The sequence below is a fragment of the Tardiphaga sp. vice154 genome (assembly GCF_007018645.1).
Classification (GTDB): Bacteria; Pseudomonadota; Alphaproteobacteria; order Rhizobiales; family Xanthobacteraceae; genus Tardiphaga.
In genome coordinates this window covers 988,031-1,010,597 of sequence record NZ_CP041399.1, presented here as the reverse complement: position 1 = coordinate 1,010,597, position 22,567 = coordinate 988,031, and the positions used below count along the sequence as shown (strand labels likewise).

13 protein-coding genes and 3 pseudogenes are annotated in these 22,567 nt (G+C 62.1%); 4 read left to right on the top strand and 12 right to left on the bottom strand.

Translation table 11 applies throughout. From position 1 onward, the window contains the following. Nucleotides 1-46: 46 nt before the first annotated feature. Nucleotides 47-1,580: pseudogene (gene tnpC, locus FIU28_RS04740) on the top strand (IS66 family transposase). A 177-nt stretch (nucleotides 1,581-1,757) separates the two neighbouring features. Here tnpC (FIU28_RS04740) and FIU28_RS04735 read toward each other — a convergent pair. From FIU28_RS04735 to FIU28_RS04720, 4 genes are all read right to left on the bottom strand, one after another. Then, complete coding sequence (locus FIU28_RS04735) at nucleotides 1,758-2,624, bottom strand: thiamine pyrophosphate-dependent enzyme (RefSeq protein ID WP_143571899.1); 867 nt, start codon at nucleotides 2,622-2,624, stop codon at nucleotides 1,758-1,760. Nucleotides 2,625-2,634: 10 nt separating this feature from the next. Beyond that, nucleotides 2,635-4,347 carry a 2-oxoacid:acceptor oxidoreductase subunit alpha gene (locus tag FIU28_RS04730; RefSeq protein WP_168204638.1) on the bottom strand — a complete coding sequence of 571 codons (1,713 nt, stop codon included), beginning with the start codon at nucleotides 4,345-4,347 and terminating at the stop codon, nucleotides 2,635-2,637. Then, the gene (locus FIU28_RS04725) at nucleotides 4,340-6,154 is read right to left on the bottom strand and encodes an FAD-dependent oxidoreductase (RefSeq protein WP_143571897.1); all 1,815 of its coding nucleotides are present in this window, start codon (nucleotides 6,152-6,154) and stop codon (nucleotides 4,340-4,342) included. Before FIU28_RS04725 ends, FIU28_RS04730 begins: the two co-directional genes overlap by 8 nt. Nucleotides 6,155-6,223: 69 nt before the next feature. Further along, nucleotides 6,224-7,732 (bottom strand): DASS family sodium-coupled anion symporter, encoded by a 1,509-nt coding sequence (locus FIU28_RS04720; RefSeq protein WP_143571896.1) that lies wholly within the window; start codon nucleotides 7,730-7,732, stop codon nucleotides 6,224-6,226. A gap of 236 nt (nucleotides 7,733-7,968) precedes the next feature. Here FIU28_RS04720 and FIU28_RS04715 point away from each other — a divergent pair. Next, a pseudogene (locus tag FIU28_RS04715) lies at nucleotides 7,969-9,821 on the top strand (heavy metal translocating P-type ATPase). 55 nt (nucleotides 9,822-9,876) lie between these two features. On the opposite strand, the gene FIU28_RS27420 reads toward FIU28_RS04715, so the two are convergent. Further along, nucleotides 9,877-10,197, bottom strand: coding sequence for a hypothetical protein (locus FIU28_RS27420; RefSeq protein ID WP_210247750.1), 321 nt, complete (start codon nucleotides 10,195-10,197; stop codon nucleotides 9,877-9,879). A 627-nt stretch (nucleotides 10,198-10,824) separates the two neighbouring features. Beyond that, nucleotides 10,825-13,443, bottom strand: coding sequence for a cation-translocating P-type ATPase (locus tag FIU28_RS04705; protein ID WP_143571895.1), 2,619 nt, complete (start codon nucleotides 13,441-13,443; stop codon nucleotides 10,825-10,827). A gap of 636 nt (nucleotides 13,444-14,079) precedes the next feature. Here FIU28_RS04705 and FIU28_RS04700 point away from each other — a divergent pair. Then, the gene (locus FIU28_RS04700) at nucleotides 14,080-14,349 is read left to right on the top strand and encodes a hypothetical protein (protein ID WP_143571894.1); all 270 of its coding nucleotides are present in this window, start codon (nucleotides 14,080-14,082) and stop codon (nucleotides 14,347-14,349) included. 192 nt (nucleotides 14,350-14,541) lie between these two features. On the opposite strand, the gene FIU28_RS04695 is transcribed toward FIU28_RS04700, so the two are convergent. The 3 genes and pseudogenes from FIU28_RS04695 to FIU28_RS04685 form a co-directional block, all read right to left on the bottom strand. Next, nucleotides 14,542-15,261 (bottom strand): endonuclease/exonuclease/phosphatase family protein, encoded by a 720-nt coding sequence (locus FIU28_RS04695; RefSeq protein WP_143576033.1) that lies wholly within the window; start codon nucleotides 15,259-15,261, stop codon nucleotides 14,542-14,544. Continuing rightward, nucleotides 15,261-17,294 (bottom strand): VTT domain-containing protein, encoded by a 2,034-nt coding sequence (locus FIU28_RS04690; protein WP_246660866.1) that lies wholly within the window; start codon nucleotides 17,292-17,294, stop codon nucleotides 15,261-15,263. The genes FIU28_RS04695 and FIU28_RS04690 overlap by 1 nt, the downstream gene beginning before the upstream one ends. A gap of 591 nt (nucleotides 17,295-17,885) precedes the next feature. Next, nucleotides 17,886-18,972, bottom strand: a pseudogene (locus FIU28_RS04685) (IS3 family transposase). Nucleotides 18,973-19,228: 256 nt separating this feature from the next. Between FIU28_RS04685 and FIU28_RS04680 the strand changes: the two are divergent. Continuing rightward, a complete protein-coding gene (locus tag FIU28_RS04680; protein WP_143571893.1) occupies nucleotides 19,229-19,474 on the top strand; it encodes a hypothetical protein in 246 nt (81 codons plus the stop codon). Nucleotides 19,475-20,131: 657 nt separating this feature from the next. On the opposite strand, the gene tnpC (FIU28_RS04670) is transcribed toward FIU28_RS04680, so the two are convergent. The 3 genes from tnpC (FIU28_RS04670) to tnpA form a co-directional block, all read right to left on the bottom strand. Beyond that, on the bottom strand, nucleotides 20,132-21,655 hold the full coding sequence (gene tnpC, locus FIU28_RS04670) for an IS66 family transposase (RefSeq protein WP_143576031.1): 1,524 nt from the start codon (nucleotides 21,653-21,655) through the stop codon (nucleotides 20,132-20,134). 77 nt (nucleotides 21,656-21,732) lie between these two features. Then, nucleotides 21,733-22,089, bottom strand: coding sequence for an IS66 family insertion sequence element accessory protein TnpB (tnpB, locus tag FIU28_RS04665; RefSeq protein ID WP_143571891.1), 357 nt, complete (start codon nucleotides 22,087-22,089; stop codon nucleotides 21,733-21,735). After that, complete coding sequence (gene tnpA / locus FIU28_RS04660; protein ID WP_143571890.1) at nucleotides 22,086-22,526, bottom strand: IS66-like element accessory protein TnpA; 441 nt, start codon at nucleotides 22,524-22,526, stop codon at nucleotides 22,086-22,088. Before tnpA ends, tnpB begins: the two co-directional genes overlap by 4 nt. Between the last annotated feature and the right edge of the window lie 41 nt (nucleotides 22,527-22,567).

Below are 22,567 nucleotides of genomic sequence, written 5' to 3'. Positions count from 1 at the left end.
GATCGAAATGCTCGCAGGGCGCTGCGGCACATGGTGTAATCGCGCCATGACGGCGACGACGGACACGCTTCCCGACGATCCCGGCACGCTCAAGGCGATGCTGCTGGCGGAACGTGCGCGCGCCGAGCGGCTGGAGCAAATCATAAAAGAGTTGCAGCGTCACCGCTTCGGCCGACGGGCCGAGGCGCTGCCAGAAGATCAATTACTGCTCGGCCTCGAAGAAGTCGAGCAGACGGCGGCGAGCACTGAAGCGGAGAACGAAGCGGCGGCGCCAGCCGAGCTGGCAAGCGACGCCGCCAAGCGCCGCATCAACCGTGGATCGCTGCCAGCGCATCTGCCGCGCATCGAGATGGTGGTCGACATCGACGATCATGCCTGCCCGTGTTGCCAGGGCGCGCTGCATCGGATTGGCGAGGACGTCAGCGAACGCCTCGACATCGTCCCGGCGCAGTTCCGCGTGCTGGTTGTGCGTCGGCCCAAATATGCCTACCGAGCCTGCGAAAACGGGGTGGTGCAGGCGGCCGCGCCGGCGCGGCTGATTGAGGGTGGGTTGCCGACCGAGGCGACGGTGGCGCAGGTTCTCGTCTCCAAATACGCCGACCATCTGCCGTTGTATCGGCAGGCTCAGATCTATGCCCGGCAGGGCATCACGCTCGATCGCTCGACCCTGGCTGACAGGGTCGGCCGTGCCGCCTTCTTACTGCGCCCGGTGCACGAGCGCCTGCTCGTCAGGCTCAAGGGCTCGGCCAAGCTGTTTGCTGACGAGACGACGGCGCCGGTGCTTGATCCCGGCCGCGGGAAGACCAAGAGCGGCCAACTGTGGGGCCTATGCGCGTGACGATCGTCCCTGGTGAGGCTCCGACCCGCCCGGCGTGGCGTACGTCTATGCCCCCGATCGCAAGGCGGAGCGACCGATCGCTCATCTCGCCGGGTTCACGGGCACCCTTCAGGTCGATGGCTACGCCGGCTATCGCGTGCTCGCCGAGCGCGGTGACGTGCAACTAGCCTTCTGTTGGGCCAATGTGCGCCGACGCTTCTACGAACTCGCCGCGGCCGGCCCGGCGCCGCTCGCCAGCGAGTTGCTCGAACGCATCGCCGGACTCTATGCCGTCGAGGGCGATATCCGCGGCCGCAGCGCAGAGAAAAGGCGCGAAGCCAGGCTGCGGAGGAGCCGGCCGATCATCGATGAACTTGAACCCTGGCTGCGCGCCAAGCTCGCTCTGATCAGTCAGAAGACGAAACTCGCCGAAGCGATCCGCTATGCGCTTTCGCGGTGGGAAGGATTGACCCGCTTCCTCCACGACGGTCGCATCGAGGTCGACTCCAACGTCGTCGAACGGGCGATCCGGCCGATCGCCCTGAACCGTAAAAACGCACTCTTTGCGGGCTCAGATGGCGGCGGGGAGCATTGGGCCGTCATCGCCTCACTAATCGAGACCTGCAAGCTCATCGGCATCGAACCGCACGCTTACCTCGCCGACGTCATCACGAAGATCGTCAACGGTCACCCGAACAGCCAAATCGACGATCTTCTGCCATGGGCCGATCCCGTGGCCCCGGCGCTCCGGGACGTGGCCTGAGAACAGCGCTTACGATGAAGGGGTGTCGCGGCCAGATTGTTCATCGCAGTCGAGCCCACCGGATTCGACAAGCGATCCCGATAATGCCGACACCGACGAGTTCGGCTTAAACGACTGGCTGTAATCCGCCTACCCCGCCAATGTCCAAGGAGTCATAATCACTGCAGCGAGCTACTACTAGCCTTGGTGCCGCGCCGGGCAGCAAACCCAGAATTGCGCCTCCACCTCTGCCAGCGAGGCCAGCGGCGCGGTCTGTCGCGGCAGCGACGGTCGGTGATCCTTGAACAGCAGGCCCAAGCTGTAGCCTTCGTCGGCCAGCGTGGCAGCCTGAGCTGCTGCGCGATCGTCGACGATGGACAGTGACGTCGGATGCACGCTCTCCTTCCAGCCGAAAGCCTCGGAGCGGAACGCCATGCATGGGCTGAGCACTTCGATGAACGCAAAGCCCGGCCAGCGAATGCCTTCGACAATCAGATTGGCGAGTTCTTCCGACCGGCCGGCAAAGCCGCGGGCCACAAAATTGGCGCCGGCGGCCAGCGCCAGCGAGATCGGATTGAACGGACGCAGACCGAGTCCGCCCGGGGCGATGTCGCTGTCCCAGTCGGCTTCGGTGGTCGGCGAGGGCTGGCCCTTTGTCATGCCATAGACCCGGTTGTCCATCACCAGATAGAGCATGTCGATATTGCGCCGGCAGGCATGGATGAAGTGGTTGCCGCCGATCGAATAGCCGTCGCCGTCGCCACCCACCGCGATCACTTCGAGATCCGGGCGCGCCAGCTTGACGCCGGAAGCGAACGGCAGCGCGCGGCCATGCACGCCGTGGAAACCGTAGCAGCTGGTATAGGCCGGCAACCGCGACGAGCAGCCAATGCCCGATACCATGACGACCTCGTGCGGAGGCCTACCGTGTTTGGCCAGCGCATGTTCCAGCGCTGACAGCACGCCATAGTCGCCGCAGCCCGGACACCAGATCGGCGTGGCGCCGGAATGGAAATTATGCGCGGTGAGTGCGGCGGCGGGAGCAGTGATGTCGGTGATGCTCATGATGTCTCCGTCACGCCAGATGCGCGGTGATTTCAGCGGGCCGGAACGGCAGCGGGCCGGGACGGGCGAGGCTTTCCGCCGTCGGTGGAATGGCCTTGTAAGCGAGCAGGTGATGATAGAGCTGTGCGCCAAAATTCTGCTCCATCACCACGATGCGGCTGGTACCCTCCAGGGCCTCGGCCAGAGACTTGAGCGGCAATGGCGACAGCACGCGCAGGGCGACGACGCGGATCTTCTTGCCGGCGGCTTCGAGCCTCCGTGCGGCTTCCTGGGCCGGGCCGATGCTCGAGCCGAATACCAGCAGCGCGGTGTCGCCGTCGCCGGTGACGCTTCCCCAGGCCGCACCGGGATCGAACTGCTCGAGTTTTCGCGCACGCTTCTTGATCTGCGCCAGATGGGCGGCGGCGCCGCCCACGGGAATGCCGATCTCGTTGTGGGTGAGGCCTTCGCCGACCCACTGGCCATCCGGCGTTCCCGGCCGCGGCATCGCGCTGACCGGATCTTCGCCGATGGCGTAGCGCTTGAATGGACCGTCGGGCATATCGACCTTGCGCGCGAGCGGCTGCGGTCGGTCCGGCTTCGGATCGATCACCGTATTGGCCTGGCCGAGCGCCATGTCGGACAGCACGATCACCGGGGTCTGCAGCGATTCCGCGAGATAGACCGCCCACTCGCCGGTGTACATGCAGTCGCGCACCGAGGTCGGCGCCAGCACGATGCGCGGCGCGTCGCCATGGCCGCCATAGATGGCGATATTGACGTCGCTCTGTTCGGTCTTGGAGGGAATGCCGGTGGATGGGCCGCCGCGCATCACGTTGACGATCACCACGGGCACTTCGGCGGCGATGCCGAGGCCGATGGATTCGATCATCAGCGACAGGCCGGGACCGGACGTGACGGTCATCGACGGCACGCCGCCGAACGAGCCGCCGAGCACCATGTTGATGGAGGACAGTTCGTCCTCCGCCATCACCAGCCGGCCGCCGACTCGCTGCAGCTGCGGCGATATCCATTCCACGAGGTCGGTGGCCGGGGTGATCGGATAGCAGCCGACGAAGCGCACGCCACCGCGCAGTGCGCCCATGGCAACGGCCTGGTTGCCGGTCAGCAGCCAGCGCGGTGCCGGGTGCGGCGGGTCGAGCCGGACGTCGAGATCGAGCCCCGCCGCGGCGGCGATGCCGGCCTGGAGCGAAGCCGTGTTGGTGCGGGTGACGTCCGCGCTCTTGTCCCCGAGCACTGTCGTGAGCGCCGCCTGCAAATGATCGACTGGCAGCCCGGCCATGGCCGCCACCACGCCGGCCACGAACACATTGGTGTGCTTGCCGTGCAACGCGCGTTCCAGCGGTGTCGCATCGGCCGGGCCGAGTGTGAGAGCAATGGTCTTGCCCTTGCACCTGGCGATGCTCGCCGGCACCGGGCCCGAGCGGGGATCGGAAATGATGATGCTTCGCGCGTCGAGCGGAATCTCGCCGGCGAACTGGTCGACATTGGCCCAGTCGAGAGCAACGAACAGGTCGAAGCGGTCAGGCTGGCAGGACACCGGCGCGGTGGAGATCTGCACCAGCGCCGCGGCTTCGCCGCCGCGCACCTGGGCGCCGAACAGCTTGCTCATCATGCCGTAATAGCCGGCCTGCGCCGCGGCGTTGAGCAGCAGTTCGCCCGCGCTCATGGCGCCGGCGCCGCCGCTTCCTGAAAACACCACCGCAAGGGAAGTCCTAGGCATTGATCGTTCCTTCGATCGGTCCTTGCGACATTGCAACGAGCGCAGATCCGCCGGCGCGTGGAGTGAGCAGCAGCATGGCATCCATGTGCCAGGCGCCGGTCGGGCAATTCTCCGCGCACAGCCCGCAATGCAGGCAGAGGTCTTCGTTCTTCACCATGATCCTGTGGCTGACCAGGCCGCCGGCGACGTAAAGCTCCTGCGACAGATTGGTCGCCGGCGACTTCAGCCGGCTGCGCAGGTCGGCCTCATCGCCGTCTTTCGTGAAGGTGATGCAGTCGGTCGGGCAGACGGTCTCGCAGGCCTTGCACTCGACGCACAAAGGCGGGCTGAACACCGTCTCCAGTTCGCAATGCAGGCAGCGCGCGGCTTCGGCGATGGCATGCTCGATGTCGAAGCCGAGTTCGACCTCCTGGTGGATATCGGACAGCGATGTGGCCAGCGACTGCAGTGGCACGGCATGGCGGACATTGACCGACACCGTCGGGATGTGGCGCGGCGGCAGCGGCGTCCGCTCGGTCACGAAGGTAGCGGAGGGCAGCGGGCGAACGCCTGGATCGGCACCGCTGAGCAAAAAGTCGATGGTCACCGCCGCCTGATGGCCGTGCGCCACTGCGGTGATGATGTTCTTGGGTCCGTACGCCGCGTCGCCGCCGAACAGCACGTGGGGAAGCGTCGACTGCAACGTCGCCGGATCGAGCTTCGGCATGTCGCGCTCGCCGAAGGCAATGCCGAGATCGCGCTCGATCCAGCTGAAGGCGGATTCTTGGCCGACCGCGATCACCACGTCATCGCAGGGGAAATGTTGCAACGGACCGGCCGAGACCAGCGTGCGCTTGCCCTCCTTGAAGACGCTGGTCACCGGCTCGAATGTCACGCCGGTGAGACGGCCGTTCTCATGGGTGATCTCCCTCGGCACCATGTCGTTGAGGATCACGACGCCTTCGCGTTGGACGTCGTACTTCTCCCAGGATAGCGCCTTCATGTCCTCGAAGCGCGACCGAACTACCATTTTGACGTCTTCGCCGCCGAGGCGGCGCGCGCTGCGGGCGCAGTCGATGGCGGTGTTGCCGCCACCGATCACCACCACGCGCCTGCCGATGCTCTTGATGTGCTGGAACCAGATACTGGCCAGCCATTCGACGCCGATATGGATATTGGTGGCAGCTTCCTGTCGGCCGGGGATCGCGAGATCCTGGCCGCGCGGCGCGCCGGTGCCGACGAATACGGAGTCCCAGCCTTCGGCCAGCAGCCCCTTCATACTGTCGATGCGGTTGCCGCCGCGGAATTCGACGCCGAGGCCGAGCACATAGCCGGTCTCCTCGTCGACCACATGTTCGGGCACGCGAAAATGCGGAATGCGCGTGCGCATCATGCCGCCCGCCTTGGGATCCCCGTCGAAGATGGTGCATTGATAGCCGAGCGGCGCCAGATCGCGCGCCACGGTCAGCGATGCCGGTCCGCCGCCGATCAGCGCAATGCGTTTGCCATTGGTCTTCGTCGCGGGCTCGGGAAGATAGGCCGCAATGTCGCCCTTGTGGTCGGCGGCGACGCGCTTTAGCCGGCAGATCGCCACCGGCTCCTTCTCGACGCGGGCGCGGCGGCAGGCCGGCTCGCACGGCCGGTCGCAGGTGCGGCCGAGGATGCCGGGAAACACGTTGGCGTCCCAGTTGACCATATAGGCTTCGGCATAACGACCTTCGGCGACAAGGCCGATATATTGCGGCACCGGCGTGTGTGCCGGGCAGGCCCACTGGCAATCCACTACCCGATGGAAATGGTCGGGCGTCGAGATATCGGTAGGCGTCATGACGGTGTGCCGGTTGAAGGCGGCGCTGCCGCCATGGATTGGCTTGATCGTATGAGGCTGGTTGCGGTGCTAAACATATCCCAGCCAGCGCCAGTAGGTGGCGCCGAGCAGCATGACCAAAGCGAAGGCAATCACCGTCAGCACCAGCCCGGTGCGGATGAAGTCCCGCGTACTGAACGTCTCGGTGCCATAGGCCACCATGTTTTGCGGCGAGTTGACCACCAGGATGAAGCCGAAGCTGACCACGAACTGCAGCAGCATGGTCAAGCCGACCACGTTGATGCCGGGCGTGGCGACGCTCTGCAGCACCGCGATCACGATGGGGATCATGGCCGACGCCAGTGCCGTGGCGCTGGCGAAGCCGAGATGGATGACGATCAGGAACAGGCTGAGCACGCCGAGAATGAACATTGCGGTGGCATTGCGCAGGCCGAAGTCGGCGACCACGAGATCGGCGACCCAGATCGCGCCCTTGGTCTGCAGCAGGGCGGTGCCGAGGCTGATGCCGATGCCGAACAGCACCACGGTGCCCCAAGGAATCCGCGGCTGGGCTTCCTTCCAGGTCAGGATCCCGATGCCCGGCAGGAACATGATGGCGACCGCCGCGATGGTAGTCGATGAGGTGTCGAAGCGGTGCAGGATGCCTTCGGTGGACCAGAAGCCGAGCAGGGCGATGGAGATGATCAAAAGCTTGATCTCCGACATCTTGATCGGGCCGAGATCCGCCAGCGACTCGCGGATACCTTGGCGCCCGCCCGGCGCATCGGTGATCTCCAGCGGCATCATCCGGGTCATGACGAAATACAGCGCGATTGACATCAGCAGGCTGAACGGGCCGGCGGCGATCAGCCAGTCCAGCCAGGTGATGGTCTTCTGCAGCATCTTCTCGATGAAGCCGATCGCCACCATATTCTGCGCCGCGGCGGTCTTGATGCCCACGTTCCAGATGCTCGCGGTCTGCACCGTGGTGATCATCAGCATGCCGGCGAAAGCGCTTTTCTTCGTGACGCCGTAGGCGGAGATGATGCCCATCGTGATCGGCACCAGACAGGCGACGCGCGCGGTGGTGGACGGGACGAGGAACGCGATCACGAAACCGACGATGATCGTGCCAACCACCACATGGTGAGCTTCGGTACCGACGCGCGACAGGATGACCAGGGCAATGCGCTTGTCGAGCCCGGTCACGGTCATGGCCACGGCGAGGAACAGCGCCGCGGCCACCAGCACCAGTGCGGTGTTGGCGAAGCCGCTGAAGGCGAGGCCGAGGCCGGCGCTGGTGCCGAGCAATGCGTTTGGATTGGCAGGGTTCGGCGAAAGGCCGAGCAGGAACGCCATGAGGGCGGCGATCACCAGGGCGGATACCGCATAGTCGAGCGCCTCGGTCATCCAAACGTTGACGGCGAACAGCAGCACGGCCAGCATGCGCTGGCCTGCGACCGACAGGCCGTCTGGCGTCGGCAGCAGGATCGCCACCCCCAGCGCTGCGATCGCGAGCAGCAGACCCCAGTTAGCGCGCAGCCACGATGGATGAATGGGCGCGACGACCGCAACAGGTGCAGATTCGACAATGGACATGGAATCTTCCCCGGATGCTTCGTTGGTGAAGCGTTGCAGCTTTTTCTCGATGTCGTATTGAGCAGGATCAATCACGGACCGCGCAGATGCAGCATTCCTTGCATAGAGCTGTCATCGATCATCGCTGCTTGCCCGATATGTTGCCGACGCCGGCTTTGTCACTTGATTTGCATCAAGGGGAGATCCGAGGCGGGGCGCATTCAGGTGAATTGCCGCAACACCATCGATGGATCGCAATGCCTTCAGACTTTTCCATTCGCCCCTGGCTAATCGCCTGTCCTGCCGCCGGAATTGTCGCGGGCTTTGTCCTGCGTTGGTGGAGGCCGGAGTCCTGGGTGACCATTGTATGGGCGGCGTCGACCGTGCCGGTTCTGCTGACGCTGCTGTTCGACATTGTTGTCAGCCTGCGCCGCGGCGAGGTCGGCCTCGATATCGTTGCTGCGCTGTCGATAACAGCGGCGTTGCTATTTGGCGAAGAACTTGCTGCAGCCGTCGTCGCGCTGATGTATGCTCGCGGTCAGTATCTCGAAGGTTTTGCCGAGCGTCATGCCCGCCGTGAAATGACTGCGCTGCTGGCGAGGGTGCCGCGCACCACCATGCGGCATCGCGATGACCGGCTGGAAGAAATCCCTATCGAGTTGGTGGAGCCCGGCAATCGCCTGCTGATCCGCCAGGGCGACGTCATTCCGGTGGACGGAACGGTGGCGCTGGGTACGGCCGCGCTCGACCAGTCGGCGCTGACCGGCGAGGCCATGCCGGTGCAGCGCACGGCCGGCGAATCCGTGATGAGCGGATCGACAAATGTCGGCGAGGCGTTCGATCTCGTTGCCCTGCGTCGCGCGGCGGAGAGCACCTACGCCGGGATCGTGAGGCTGGTGGAGGGCGCGCAGCGCTCGAAGGCGCCGATGTCGCGGCTGGCCGACCGCTTCGCCATGGTGTTTCTCGGCGTCACGGTGGCGATCGCCGGCGGCGCCTGGCTGTGGACCGGCGATCCCATTCGCGCCGTGGCGGTGCTGGTGGTCGCCACACCGTGTCCGCTGATTCTGGCGGTGCCGGGCCATCGTCTCCGGCCTGTCGCGCGCGGCCAAGCAGGGCATTCTGATCAAGGGCGGCAAGGCGCTGGAGATGCTGGCGCGGATTCGCTCTTTGGTGATCGACAAGACGGGTACGCTCACCGATGGCCGGGCTCGGGTCGTAAAGGTGCAAGAGATGCCGGGCTTTTCTGCTGACGAGATCATCCGTATCGGGGCGTCGCTGGATCAGGTGTCCCAGCACATCATCGCTCAGACCATCGTTGCTGAGGCGCAGGCGCGCAATCTGCGGATGTCAGTGCCAACCGGCACGCTGGAGATAGCGGGTGAAGGTGTCGCGGGCAATGTTGATGGCCGTCCGGCGTTGATCGGCGGCGTCGCATTTGTCGCCTCGCGTATCACCGCTGGCAGCGGCGCGGCTCCGAAACGCAAGACAGCGCCGGGCGCGGTACGTGTGGCGGTGGCAATCGACGGCGAACTAGCCGGGGAAATTGTTCTCGCCGACGAATTGCGCGAAGGCCCCGAAGGGCTTCTCGCCGCGTTGCGCAAGCTTGGCATCGCCAGGATCGTGCTGGCCACTGGGGACCGCCGCGCCGTGGCCGACGCTATCGCGGCCGGGCTGTCCATCGATTCCGTGCGTTCGGAGCTTACGCCGGACCAAAAGGGTCTGGTGGTGCTGTCGGAGCGCAAGAACGGGCCGGTAATGATGGTCGGCGACGGCGTCAATGACGCCCCCCGCTTTGGCGGCTGCTGATATTGGCCTCGCCATGGGCGCGCGCGGCGCGCGCGGCGCGGCCGCTTCCGCGGAGGCGGCCGATGTGGTGCTGTTGGTCGATCAGCTTGACCGCCTAGTGCCCGCGATTCGGATTGCGCGGCGCGCCCGGTTTATCGCGCTGGAAGGCGTCTATGCCGGTATTGGATTATCGGTCGCCGGCATGATCGCGGCGGCATTCGGCTATCTCACTCCGGTGCAGGGCGCTTTGCTGCAGGAAGCCATCGATGTCGCGGTGATCCTCAATGCGCTGAGGGTGTTAGGCAACGAAGGCGACCGTGGCTGAATGCCCTCCCGTTGGCGCAAGTCGCAATCATGCTACCGAGTAGCGACCGCAAGCATCAGTATCCACACGCATCCGGCGCTGTGGCTGGTACGTTGCTTGGCGTCGACGCACCGCTGTTGGTGGCCATCGGCTTCCGGGCCGGCAAGGAAGGGCTGACGTTCTTGCCTCGAAGCTCGGCGTCGCCATGATCATCGCGACGGCGGGCGTCTCGAGTTCCGATCCAGCTGCCCTCCAGCACCAGCCCCGGGCATTCGCTTGCCGTGTTCGATGCTTCGTCGAGCCGGGCAACGCTGCGCAACATGTTGATCGCAACGGCGATCTTCCTGCCTCTCAGGGCGAGCCCGCTCTGATTTGCAAGGGCCCGCTTGTTGAGCACGGTGCTGAGCCGCGACTATTGATCAAGGAGGGCGACGGCACCTGATATGCGCTCGCCGGCGCTGCGGCGTCGGACAAGGTCGGAAAATGGACACGGACGCGTTGGAACGCTGCTCGCAAGAGCTGGTCCGATAAGAACGCGAAATTTTACGCATGCAGCGCAGAGTGGCGCAAAAGTAATAGTGGTCGAAAGTACGCGTTCCACGACCAGAGAGAGTCTATCTTTCGATGCATGAACGACAAACAGGGCTAACCATCGATCCATGAAAGTGCGACCCGAAGTCGTAAATCAGACGTTGTTACCTCCAACAAAAAGCGTTACACGCTTGTCCTCAATGGACGAGCGTGTGACGCTTTTCTGTTAAGTCGATCGACAAAAAAGCACGGCCAGCTTCACATCGCCGTCTTATCGTCGCCGTGCCTCGGAGTTTGTGTCTTTGGCCGGTCGGGCTGCAAGCGGACCAAATCTTCTTACATTTAACTTCGACTGCCGACCGGCATCTTTCATGTGCGTCAAACCGGCGGGTAAAGACGCGCAGCGCCTTTTCAACGCGCAATGTGCGCCGCCAGTCATTTCTGGGACCGCGAGCGATCCCGTCAATTGCGGCTTCAACGGCACGGGCCCGCTCTAGCGGCTAACGTGCCTGATCGCCGGCCCTGCGAGCAGCGGAATGGCGCTCATGAACATGATGACGCCCCACATTCTGAGATTCGGCGCAGCCAGCTGCAGCATGGAGGACAAGAATGGGAGATAGGCGGCGGCCATCAGAATGGCAGTGCAGAACGCTAGTGCTGCCCATATCCAAGGATTGCGGCTGATCTCGTTGTTGAAAATCCGAGACGAACGGTGGCGCATGTTGAAGACGTGCCAAAGTTGGCTGAACGCCAGGGTCAAGAATGTCACCGTCACGATCTCGCGGTCATTCGCCGCCAGGCCAAAACGCGCCAGGGCAAGCGCTCCAAAGGTCGATGCCATGAAGGTGGCTCCATAGAGCACTATGACGACCCATTGAGAACGGCCAAGAATGGATTCGGCCGGAGCACGCGGAGGGCGCTTGAGAATGTCTCTCTCGCCTTCCCCCATTGCGAGCGCAAAAGCGGGAAAAACGTCCGTGACGAGGTTGAGAAAAAGGATCTGCAGAGGCAGAAGCGGCAACGGAAGTCCGGCAATCATCGCAACGCCTACCACCAGAACTTCACCCAGATTGCATGACAGAAGGTAGGTCGCAAAACGCCGGATATTGCCGAAAATGACGCGGCCGCCGCGGACGGCTTCCACAATCGTAGGGAACGCGTCGTCCAGCAAGATCATCGCTGCCGCCTCGCGCGCCACATCGGTTCCGCGAAGACCCATGGCCACGCCGATGTCCGCTTGCCGCAGCGCCGGCGCATCGTTGACCCCGTCGCCAGTCATCGCAACGATCTCACCCGCAGCTTGATAGGAGCGTACTAGTTCAAGCTTCTCTGTTGGACTGACACGCGCGAATATGTCTGCTTGCAGAAATCGGCTGTCTACCTTTCCGTCTATGCTATCGAGTTCTTCGCCCTCGACGATAAGGGGGTTAGCTCCGCCTAGTCCCACCATTCCAGCGATGCTACGGGCAGTAACGGTATGGTCGCCGGTCATCATCACGATCCGTATACCTGCCGCGCGGCATGCTGCGATCGCCTCGGGCACATCTTGCCTTGGCGGATCCTCCAGACCGACGAGGCCGAGAAAAGTGAGTCCCACGAACGCCGGATCGCTAGACGACTGACTTTCCCGCGTTCCGAGAGCCAAGACACGAAGACCGATAGCCCCAAGGGTGGCGACGCGTGTGGCCCACTCTACGCGTGCAGCTTCATCGAGGTTAGAGCTCTCCAGAACCATCTCTGGCGCGCCTTTTATAGCATAGACGTAGCTATTGCCAATCCGATGCACCGTCGCCATCATTCTTCGAGAGGCATCAAAAGCGTGCTCGAGTACTTCAGGTTTCGCTTGCAGCAGCTGGGAACGATCGATTCCGGCAATCCGACCGGCCCGCAATAGAGCGAGCTCCATCGGGTCGCCGCTGTCGTTGGCGGCGACCGGTCCGAGCGTCGCGTTGTTACACAACGTTGCGATCTCCAGCAGACTGCGAAACTCCGCGCAAATCGCCGAAGTAGGCGCCCTGCTATGGATGTCACTGGTTCCGAGGTTTTCCAGATCCAATCGGCCGGCCGGAAGCCATGCTTTGGTGACGGTCATGCGGTTTTCCGTCAGGGTTCCGGTCTTGTCGGTCAAAATCAAGGTGGTCGCCCCGAGCGTCTCCACGGCCGACAGCCGTTCGATAAGAGCGTTTTTGCGCGCCATCCGCCACATCCCACGTGCCAGGGCGAGCGTGGCCACGATCGGTAGTCCTTCCGGTATCGCCGCAACGGCAAGCGCAATCGCCGCCTCGACCATCAAGAGAGCGTCTTGACCTTGAAGCAAACCAATGCCGCAAATGAGTGCCGTCAACGCAAGCGTGAGCCAGACAAGCTGTCCAGACAGCGACGCGAGCTTCTTCTCGAGAGGCGAGGAATTTGGATCCGCCTCGCTCACCAGCTTTGAGATCTTTCCGAGCTCGGTGTCTAGGCCGGTGGCGACGACGATGCCGGCACCGCTTCCGCTCGTAATGCTTGTGCCTTTGAACAGCATCGATGTTCGATCTGCAACACGCGCATTCGCAGCAACCGGGTCGATCGACTTCCTGACTCGCGCCGATTCTCCTGTCAGCGTCGATTCATCGGCGTCGAGATCGGCCGCTTCCGCCAGACGGAGATCCGCCGAGACCACTTCTCCCGCATCGATCAATACAACATCGCCAACCACAAGGCTTTCTGCCGGAATGGTGCATGTATCGCCCCCTCGCAGTACCCTCGCCAACCGTGTTCCAAGCGCGCGTATTGCCTCGATGGATCGAACGGCCTTGACTTCCGTCACGAAGCCGATCGCAGCATTGAGAAAAAGAACACCGACGATCGCGATGCCTTCCTCCCACTCGCCGAAATAAAACGCGACCGCGGCCGCAACGGCCAGCAGTCCGACGACGAGACTGGAGAACTGATGGACGAGAATGGAAAACATCCCGGCCTTTTGCCCAGACGGAATGGCATTCGGGCCGTCTTTCAGAAGGCGTTTCCCGGCCTCGGACGGCGACAGGCCTTGAGCAGGTATAACGTCACAGGATGAAGCCACATCGTGGTAGTTTAAGCTATGTGGCAAATCGATCGTTATTTTGTTCATCGGCGGCGTTCCTGATCGCGTTGCAGAGACTGCGATGTTGCCATTTTCATATAGCGAAACCCGCCTTTCGCCTTGACGTATCGCAAGGGCGCGCAGATGCGGTTCGCGTCGCCAGCCGCCGCGGCTATGCGGACCCGGCTTTCATTTCTAAAAACGATGACGCTGGGATGAGTGCTATCAGGCGAGATATACTGCCTTTGGTCAACGGTGTTCGACAATGCATACGTGACTTTGACCTGCCGCAAGTTCGATGAGAATCTCTGAGATATTCGAGTGGAGAACTTATTTAATGGGGATCTATGCTCATGCCTGCAGATTTAATTTCGACGAAAAGTGCTGCGAAGCGGTTGGGATTTGACTGCGATCACGGGCCCGATGGCGCGCGGTGCGCCTTTGATCTGCCATTGTGCAGGGGGTGCGACAAGTCCTTCCCCAAGGCAAAGCCCGAAACGAGCGATCCCATTGCGTCAGCCATTTGGAGGAGTTGGATCGACGGCGTCGTCGGTCTGACGACTTATCCGCTGCATATGCGATCCTGTGCATTTGGCGGCCCGGGAGGAAGATGATCTGGCCTCGCCGATCACCGAAGGAAATTGCGACCAGTCAAGAGCATCAACCAAATCTAGGAGCAATGATATGGCACATGGCGATCACATACTCGCTCACGATGTCCTGCGAGTGCTGAACGGGGCGCGATCTCTGCCGCCGCAAGACGCGATCAACGCGCTCTGCCCGTTCTTGCGGAAAACCAGCGGCCGAATTGCCGGTAGCGATCGGTTTGCTGACGCTTCTAGGGCAGCAATCCAGAACCCAATTGACGTCCTTGCTGAAAAGCAGGTGGCGACGGACGACGACTGGCAAGAAGCCATCGAAACCACGTTCAGCATGGTGAATGCCGCCGACTGACCGATCCGCGTATCAGTTTCTGCCTTGTATTCTGATACCGGCTCTCATTCGGACGCTTTTACCGTCGTCCAATAAGGTAAGAGGTCGCGCAGCACCTTGCAGCGGGAGCACTCGATTTGCAGCCACAGGTGGCTGCCATTGATTAGCCGATTGTCGGCACGGATCGATAGGCTCGCCAGCGGTGGCGGTTAATTACACGCGCACCTCTTGAAAATCACTCGCCGCCATCGGCGCATCTTCAAAGGCAATATCCGCAAGCACTGGCAGATGGTCCGAATATGCCCGAGCGTCGCGGTCGGTCCACGCCTTCACGATCGTTCCGTTTCGCGTTGAGTAGATGCGGTCAAGCCGAAGGATGGGAAAGCGCGACGGGAACGTCCGCAACCGCGTTCGCACCGGGCAGCGGGAAGCCAGCCCCCGCCCGACGGACTTGACCCAAAACCAGTCATTAAAGTCGCCGATCACGAGGGTACGCGGCGCAACGACCAGCGCCGCAAGCGCCTGCGCTTGCGCGTAGCGTTCATGGATGCTGAGGCCAAGATGAGTCGCCACTACCGTCACATCGCCGATCGGGAACCGTATCGTGGCTGCAATGGCGCGGCGCGGTTCTCTTTCCTGATAAGATACGTCGGTCACTTCCGGCGCGCCCGCGAACGGCCAACGACTAAGCAGCACCTGCCCGTAGTCGCCGTCTTCCGTCTGGATTGATCGAGCTTCGACGCGATGTTCGCCGACCGCGTCCGCCAGCCGGGCGAACACATTGTCCTTGCGTCCGCGCGAGTCAATTTCCTGCAGGGCGACCACATCGGGCGACCACTTTTGAATTATTGAGCAGACGCCTTCCAGGTCGAAATCCGGATTGAGATTGAACGTGCCGTGCACGTTCCACGTCATGATGCGGATGGTCTTCATCACGTTCGGCGTCCGCTCCACCATGTCACTATGAACTGAACCGCGAGACAGATCGCAATCCACAGCAGAACGATGAGGCCGAGCGGCACCGCGGTCGACCATGAGCTGTTTTTGGCAAAATCAGCAATCTGGGCACCAAGTGCTGCCATGGTGACGATGCCGGGCGCCATGCCAAGCACCGTTCCGAGTAGAAAATCTGATAGACGCAACTGGCTTGCGCCAGCCAGCATGTTGACAAGCGAGAACGGCGCCACCGGCACCATCCGGATCATCGCCACGGCAACGACGCCCTTGCCGGTGATGCGGTCTTGGACGCGCAGGGCGCGCGCGCCGAGCAGCGATTGTAGCCGCCGATGGCCGAGAAAACGGCCGATTAGGAACAGCACAAGCGCGCTTGCCAGGACGCCAGCCGTAGCGCTGATCGCGCCCATCCAGGGGCCTAGCGCCACCGCCGTCGCGGCAACAATGACGATCACCGGAAATACGATCAGCCCTCCCAGCACGAAGACCATGACCGCCAACAGCGGCGCCCATGCCGAATGCGAATGTTGTGAGATGAACGACGCAACGTAGCCAATATCCGTGTAATCGCTCAGTGAGGTCATGCGCCACGCCAAGGCGAGGCCAGCCAGCGCAACAACAGTCCCGCAGACCGCTAGAAGTGTCCGACCATTCCACATCCGCCGCGCCGCGCGCTCCAGATCAAGCGGCTGTTTCGGATCGGCGATCGGCTGGATGATCCCGGTCACTGCCCCCGCAGGCGTCCTCTCGCAATCGATCGGCAGCAACGCCCGGCCCGCGCCGTTCTGCGCATGGAAATCGACGAAGCCAAGCAGATCGTCTTCATGGCCTGCTAATTCGACCTCAGTCACCCCGCAGAAATGTCCGATCAGCCGGCGCCGCAAGCTGGAAATGAAGTTCCGGTGTTCGACCGTGGTGGCCTCAAACGCCAGGTCGCATTCGGTATCCGCGCCCATCGACCGATTGTTGAGGTTGGCGGAGCCGATCCGCAAAAATCGGTCATCGACGATCATGACCTTGCTGTGAACCATCACCGCGGCCGACAATCCATGGTCATGCACCGAAGGATAGAGAATGCGCAGTCGACCAGCGACGCCGGCCGTAACGAACGGGCCGATGAAGCCGCCTCGGCCGCCCTGCATCGCACGTGACTCCAGCCATGATAGATGTGCCTTCGGCGTTACGATGAGCACGTGCAGTGACGGCACGTCGACCATCCGCTGCGCCAGCGCCTCCGCGATCTTGGTAGCGCTGATAAATTGGTTCTCGATATAGATAAAGCGGCTTGCCGAGCCGATTGACGCCTCGAAGAGTCGAGCCACTTCATCGATCCCGCCTTGCGATGCCGTTCTCAATTCAGTCCGTGCGATACCGGTCTGTACCTGCCTTGCCCCTGCTAACACGGATGCAGGCCAGCGTTCGCACTCGACAGTTTCGCAACCTTTCGAAGCGCGACCGGCCGTTGCCCATCGCGCTGTCGCTATCTCGCCGAGCGCCGCTGCGGCCTCGCCCTCTACCATGCATTGCACGTCATGAAACGGTGGGTAGGCTTTGCCGTCAGGGTCGTGACGAAGCGGATGCGCGGCGAGATGTTCACTGGTGTCCCAGCGTCGGATTGTCAGGTCGAGCCCGCCAACAAAGGCAACTACGTGGTCGATCACCACGATCTTTTGATGTTCGGACGATCCGAGCGGGAGGCTGGCGTCCATGCAAAATTGGATTCGATCGTCACTTTCTACCGTAAACTTGTCGGCGGAATGCCATTCTCGTTCGACTGCATATAATGCCGCAAAATCCCAGATCAGAATATTAATCCGGAGCATCGGTTTGACCTTGAGCAATTCAGACAGGAAAGCGCCAAGCTCGATCGGCAACCCGTCGGCCGCCCGGCCGGATGGTCCGACCAGCCGCGTTTTACTGTGGATGTCCCAACCGATGATATATACCTGCCACTCGGCAAGCAGCAGCGTATCTCTCAAAGCGCCGAAGTATTCGGCAGCGTCGTTGAGCACCGCGAGCCTAGATGTTTCGCAGCGCCTCCAAACAGTCTGACCGGGTATTAGAAAGGATGAAGTTTGCAGCACTGGTCACCTTCGACTTTGGTTAAACGATCAATGATCGACAGTGCTGGACCTTACAACCCCTGGCCGCACAGGTTCCCGGCGACCGACTATGCACCCGTTCTATCTTATCCCAAGTGACGGAACTACCTGCCATTTCAGTTCAACTCGCAATCGGCCGGCGGCTTTTAATGCCGATACTGCGAGCTACGCGCCTGTCGCCTTCTTCCTGGCCAAAGCCAAGGCGTGTGCGCGGCGGAGAAGCTAGGGAATGGCGGAGACATGGTTTAGACTACGACTGGGTGCCGTGAGGCTAGAGGAAAGAGGTTCCCGTCCCAGAGGAGACTAAAAGATTGAGGCTCCACCAATCGTACTCGGCCGGAGAACGCTATAGCATCTGCCGCCTTTCCATTCCTGCTAAACCTTAGCGATCCCAGATTTCAACCGACCGGGGCGAAGGGCCAAAGCCAGAACGCTTGTGCCATTTTTGTGTGAGCCGGCACAGACAAGCACGATCTGTTCCGGTCGAACGCTTCGTTTCGATCAATCCGGTGCGCACGAGCGCGTGGTGAGCAACGTGCGATCGGCGGAGCTGGTCGGGTTGCGCAGTCGATCGCACGTTGCGGTGAGGGTCGCGGCGTAGGCCGCGGGTGTCAGGTAGCCCAGCGAGGAATGCAGGCGTTTGCTGTTGTAGTCGTTGGCCCAGAGCGCAATCTTGGCTCGACGTGGTCAAGGCTGAAGAACAGGGTTTCGTTGAGAAGCTCGTCACGCATCCGGCCGTTTAAGCTTTTACACGAACAGTTCTGCATCGGCTTGCCCGTCGGGATGAGGTGCCAGGCGATCTGGTGGTCCTCCGACTAGGTCAGTATCGCGTTGCAGGTGAACGTTATCGTTGTCTGAGACAATTAGGCGCGGCTTTCCGCGGCGAGCGATCAGCGCCGTCAGTGCACGGGCCACCCGCAGCTCGGGGATCGAGGTGTCTGGATCGCCGCCAAGCATTCCCGGGGCACGTCATCGACGATATTCAGGATCCGGGCGCGGCGACCATTGGCGCGCTGATCATGGATACGATCCAGCGACCAGCGGGCATTCGACCGCGCCTGGACCAAGATTGGCGCCCTCGTGCCAACAGCGAGGCGGCGGGCCCGGCGCTTGCGCACGCTAAGGCCTTACTGCCGATAGATCCGGTTCAGCCCGGATGGCTCACCCTGTTTCCGCAGCAGCAGGAACAGCCGCCGATAGCCGAAGCGTCGGTGGTCGTTGGCGAGCTCTCGCAGTTGCTCGCGCAGTTCAGTCGCTGACGATGGAGCAGGCCCGCCGTTCTGACAGGCCCAGTTCTGCCTGCAGATGCGCGACTGCCTAGCTCTGGGCGACGGGCCCTACCATTTTTTGACAGGAGCTCGCGCAACGGCGCCGCATCCAGCATCTGCTCGGCCAGCAGCTTCTTCAGCTTGGCGTTCTTATACTCGAGTTGCCGCAGCCGCTTCGCTTCCGAGACATCCATGCCGCCAAATTTAGACGCCTTACTCTCGCGGATACCCACGCAAGCTCCCTCCGGACCGAACACCATCTGCCCGCGTGCGGAAGCGCTAAGTTCGCCTTCGGTCGGGCGTGTTCCGCGCCGCGCCACATCTCCGGGGGAGGGAATGCACCACTGCAAATAACCCTTATAGAATGGGGGTAACTTGCATCGATGCTGGCGATACCCCGTCCAATACCCCAAACTTTTATAGTTACAGCCGACAACAAGGGTGGTCGAATGGGGGCAGGTGCCATGCAAAATGTACGGAACCGAACTCACCGGCATCAGTTCGTCCACACCCGGACTGTCGAAAGCCTCGCGCTAGACGCGCGTTGCATCAGCCCATGACCCTATCGGAGGTTCAATGGAGCATTTCATCAACACGGCGAATATCAAAAATTACCGTCAGCAGCTCAGCGATCCAGCAGTCGATCAGGACCCGGTCCGCCGCGTCATGCTGGTGCGCCTGCTGGCTGGTGAGCTGGCCAAGGATGCTGACTCGAAGCCGACCGCGCAGGTGGCGGACCATCGCGAGGCCGATCTACTGGCGCGCCGGCAGGAGTTGTCGGGCGTCGAGTATTGGGCTGAAATGCACCGGTCAGCCAAATAACGTTTGCAACTTCGCCGCTCGGCGACAATATTTTTTTGAAGTTTCTAACCGGCCAATGTCGAACGGAAGGTACCTCCCCGCGTCATATCGAGCGGAGAGGTGTTTATGAACGCGACGCAAATCATAGCGGAAATCCGCGCAAAAATTGCCAAATACCGCGATCTGGCTCGAATGATCACCGATCCGGAGACTGAAGCGAATTCGCGACCTGACAAATACAGAGCAGCAGGCCAGAGACATGGAAAGAGAAAAGTAAAAGGCTCGTGTGCAATTTAGAGATCGCGAAGACTCTTTTTCATAAGCTCGTAACCGTGCAGCAAGGATGCCCATGGAGCCTAACTTCCCGCATCTTCATCTGAGTATGTCCGGTGCGTCCGCGCCCACCCTGCCCAAAGTGTCACGCAACGTCGATGCTGGCTAGGATCATGCCATTGACGAAAGACACTGTCGCGGAAAGTTTCGAATGTCCCGAATGTGATTACAGTTGGACTGTGTCCGCGCCTGACCCGATCCGCAAAGCTTCAGGTTGGATCGAAGCGCTAAAGCCCCCGAATTGATGCGTCGTCTCAGAGTTCGGCCTTGGACTCCACAGGATGTCGCAAAGCTGGAAAAGTTACTCGATCTCGGAGCATCCGCAGTGAGAGGTAAGCGTCGTCCTCAGGCCACGGCTCTGAGTTCTTGCGTTCGGTAAGCCCACGGCAATAGCGCGTCGATATCGCGGTTGGGGTGACCGTTGGCGATCCTTGCTAGAACATCTGTGAGATAACCGAGCGGATCGACCTCGTTGAGTTTGCAAGTCTCAATCAGCGAGGCGATTGTGGCCCAGTGCTCGGCTCCGCCGTCGGAGCCCGCGAACAAAGCGTTTTTCCGGTTCAGCGTGATCGGGCGGATGGAACGCTCGACGGTGTTGTTGTCGAGCTCGATGTGGCCGTCGTCGAGGAAGCGGGTCAAACCTTCCCAGCGCGACAAAGAGTAGTTGATTGCTTCGGGGAGTTTGCCCTTTTGGCTGATCAGACCGAGTTTTGCGCGCAGCCAAGCTTCCAGTGCGTCGACCAGCGGGCGGCTTTTCTGCTGCCGAACCAGGCGACGTTCATCGGCACTGCGGCCGCGGATGTCCTTCTCGATCGCATACAGCGCAGCGATGCGCTGGAGTGCTTCGCTGGCGATCGGCGCAGGCCCGGGAGTGGCAAGCCTGTAGAAGTTGCGCCGTACATGGACCCAGCAGAACGCCAGTTGCACGTCGCCGCGCTCGGCCAGGTTGCGGTAGCCGGCATAGCCGTCCACCTGCAAGATGCCTTTGAAGCCTTCGAGATGAGTGATCGGCCGCTCGGACTTGCGGTCCGGGGCATAGACATAGGCCACGCCCGGCGGATCGGATCCGCCCCATGGCCGGTCATCGGCGGCATAGGCCCATAACTGTCCGGTCTTCGTACGACCGCGACCCGGGTCCAGCACCGGCAACGTCGTCTCGTCGGCAAACAGTTTTGGCCGCTCCTTGAGCTTGTCGAGCAGGCGTTGGTGCAGCGGACGTAAATGCCAGGCGGCATGCCCGACCCAGTCCGCCAGCGTGGATCGGTCAAGGTTGACGCTCTGCCGGGCGTAAATCTGGGCCTGGCGATAAAGCGGCAGATGATCCGCATATTTGGAGACGAGCACCTGGGCGATAGTGGCTTCGGTCGGCAGCCCACCCTCGATCAGCCGCGCCGGCGCCGGTGCCTGCACGACGCCATCCTCACATTGGCGACAAGCGTATTTCGGCCGGATCGTGACCAGCACCCGGAACTGCGCCGGCACGATATCCAGCCGTTCGCTCTTGTCCTCACCGATCCGGTGCAATGCGCCCTGGCAGCAGCGGCAGGTCTTGTCGTCGATGTCGACGGTGGTCTCAATCCGCGGCAGATGCGCCGGCAGCGTGCCGCGATTGGCCCGCCGCTTCGCGGCGCCGGCCTGTCTTGCGGCCGGTGTCGCCTGCGCAGTTTTTGCGGCGTCATACGCCGCCGACTGCTCGACATCTTCCAGGCCCAGCAGCATCTGGTCCTCAGGCAGCGTCTCCGCCCGGCGGCCGAACTGATGTCGCTGCAGGTCTTTGATGATCTGACGCAGCCGATCGTTCTGCACCCGCTCGGCGAGCAGCATCGCTTTCAGCGTCTCGGAATCATCGGGCAATGCGTCGCGCGGCATGATCAAAGAAGATCATATTTACCGGCATTTTGCGACGCGCTCGATGCGGCTGATTCACTTTGCCACAGTAACAGGCATCAGCCAGGCTGCGCCGGCGTCACCGTCTCGCGCGCCGTGTGGACACGCCGCCAATCCAGCCCTTCGAGCAGCGCCGACAATTGCGCGGCCGACAAATGGATCACGCCGTCTTCGATCTTCGGCCAGCGGAAGATGCCATCCTCCAGCCGCTTGGCGAACAGGCACAGACCCGTGCCGTCCCAATACACCAGCTTGATCCGATCCGCGCGCTTGGCGCGGAACACGTAGACCGCGCCGGAGAACGGATCCGCCGCCATGCTCTCGCGCACCAGTGCCGCCAATCCATCGGCGCCCTTGCGGAAGTCCACAGGCCTGGTCGCTACCATGACGCGGACCGCGCCGGTCGGGCCGATCACGCGCCAGCTTTCAGCGCCCGCAACACCGCGGCGATCGTGTCCGCCGGGGCGCCCGCGCCGATGCGCACCGTCACGCCGTCGATCGCAACCTCGATCGTTCCTGCAAGTGGTTCGTCCCAATGTCGACGCTTGGTCTTGCGCTGCCGACGGCCCGCCGTGTCGGACGGTGCCGCATCAACCACCGCCGGGACAAACCGCGGTTCATCATCCTGGGAAACGACCGCCTGAGCTTCTCTGACTTGCCGGCGCAAGCCGAACAATTGCTGCGGCGACAATCCATGCCGCCGAGCCACGCCGGAAACAGAATCGCCACTGGTCTCGATCTCCGCGACCACCCGCGTCTTGTCCTCGTCGCTCCACGTCCGCCGGCGACCCGCGCCGGTGAACACCTCAAGCCGGCGAACCGGCTTGGTGATAGCACTATCCACTGTGTCCATTCTAAGCCTAGCGGTTCGAGTGAACCAAAAGGTCGCAGATC

Coding starts and splice junctions, on each gene's coding strand:
- FIU28_RS04735 (WP_143571899.1), bottom strand. CDS start 2,624: ATGAGCATCACCGACATCACTGCTCCCGCCGCCGCACTCACCGCGCAT.
- FIU28_RS04695 (WP_143576033.1), bottom strand. CDS start 15,261: ATGAAGACCATCCGCATCATGACGTGGAACGTGCACGGCACGTTCAAT.
- tnpC (WP_143576031.1), bottom strand. CDS start 21,655: ATGCCGCGCGACGCATTGCCCGATGATTCCGAGACGCTGAAAGCGATG.
- FIU28_RS04720 (WP_143571896.1), bottom strand. CDS start 7,732: ATGTCCATTGTCGAATCTGCACCTGTTGCGGTCGTCGCGCCCATTCAT.
- FIU28_RS04700 (WP_143571894.1), top strand. CDS start 14,080: ATGGCACATGGCGATCACATACTCGCTCACGATGTCCTGCGAGTGCTG.
- FIU28_RS04725 (WP_143571897.1), bottom strand. CDS start 6,154: ATGACGCCTACCGATATCTCGACGCCCGACCATTTCCATCGGGTAGTG.
- FIU28_RS04730 (WP_168204638.1), bottom strand. CDS start 4,347: ATGCCTAGGACTTCCCTTGCGGTGGTGTTTTCAGGAAGCGGCGGCGCC.
- FIU28_RS04680 (WP_143571893.1), top strand. CDS start 19,229: ATGGAGCATTTCATCAACACGGCGAATATCAAAAATTACCGTCAGCAG.
- tnpA (WP_143571890.1), bottom strand. CDS start 22,526: ATGGACACAGTGGATAGTGCTATCACCAAGCCGGTTCGCCGGCTTGAG.
- FIU28_RS04705 (WP_143571895.1), bottom strand. CDS start 13,443: ATGAACAAAATAACGATCGATTTGCCACATAGCTTAAACTACCACGAT.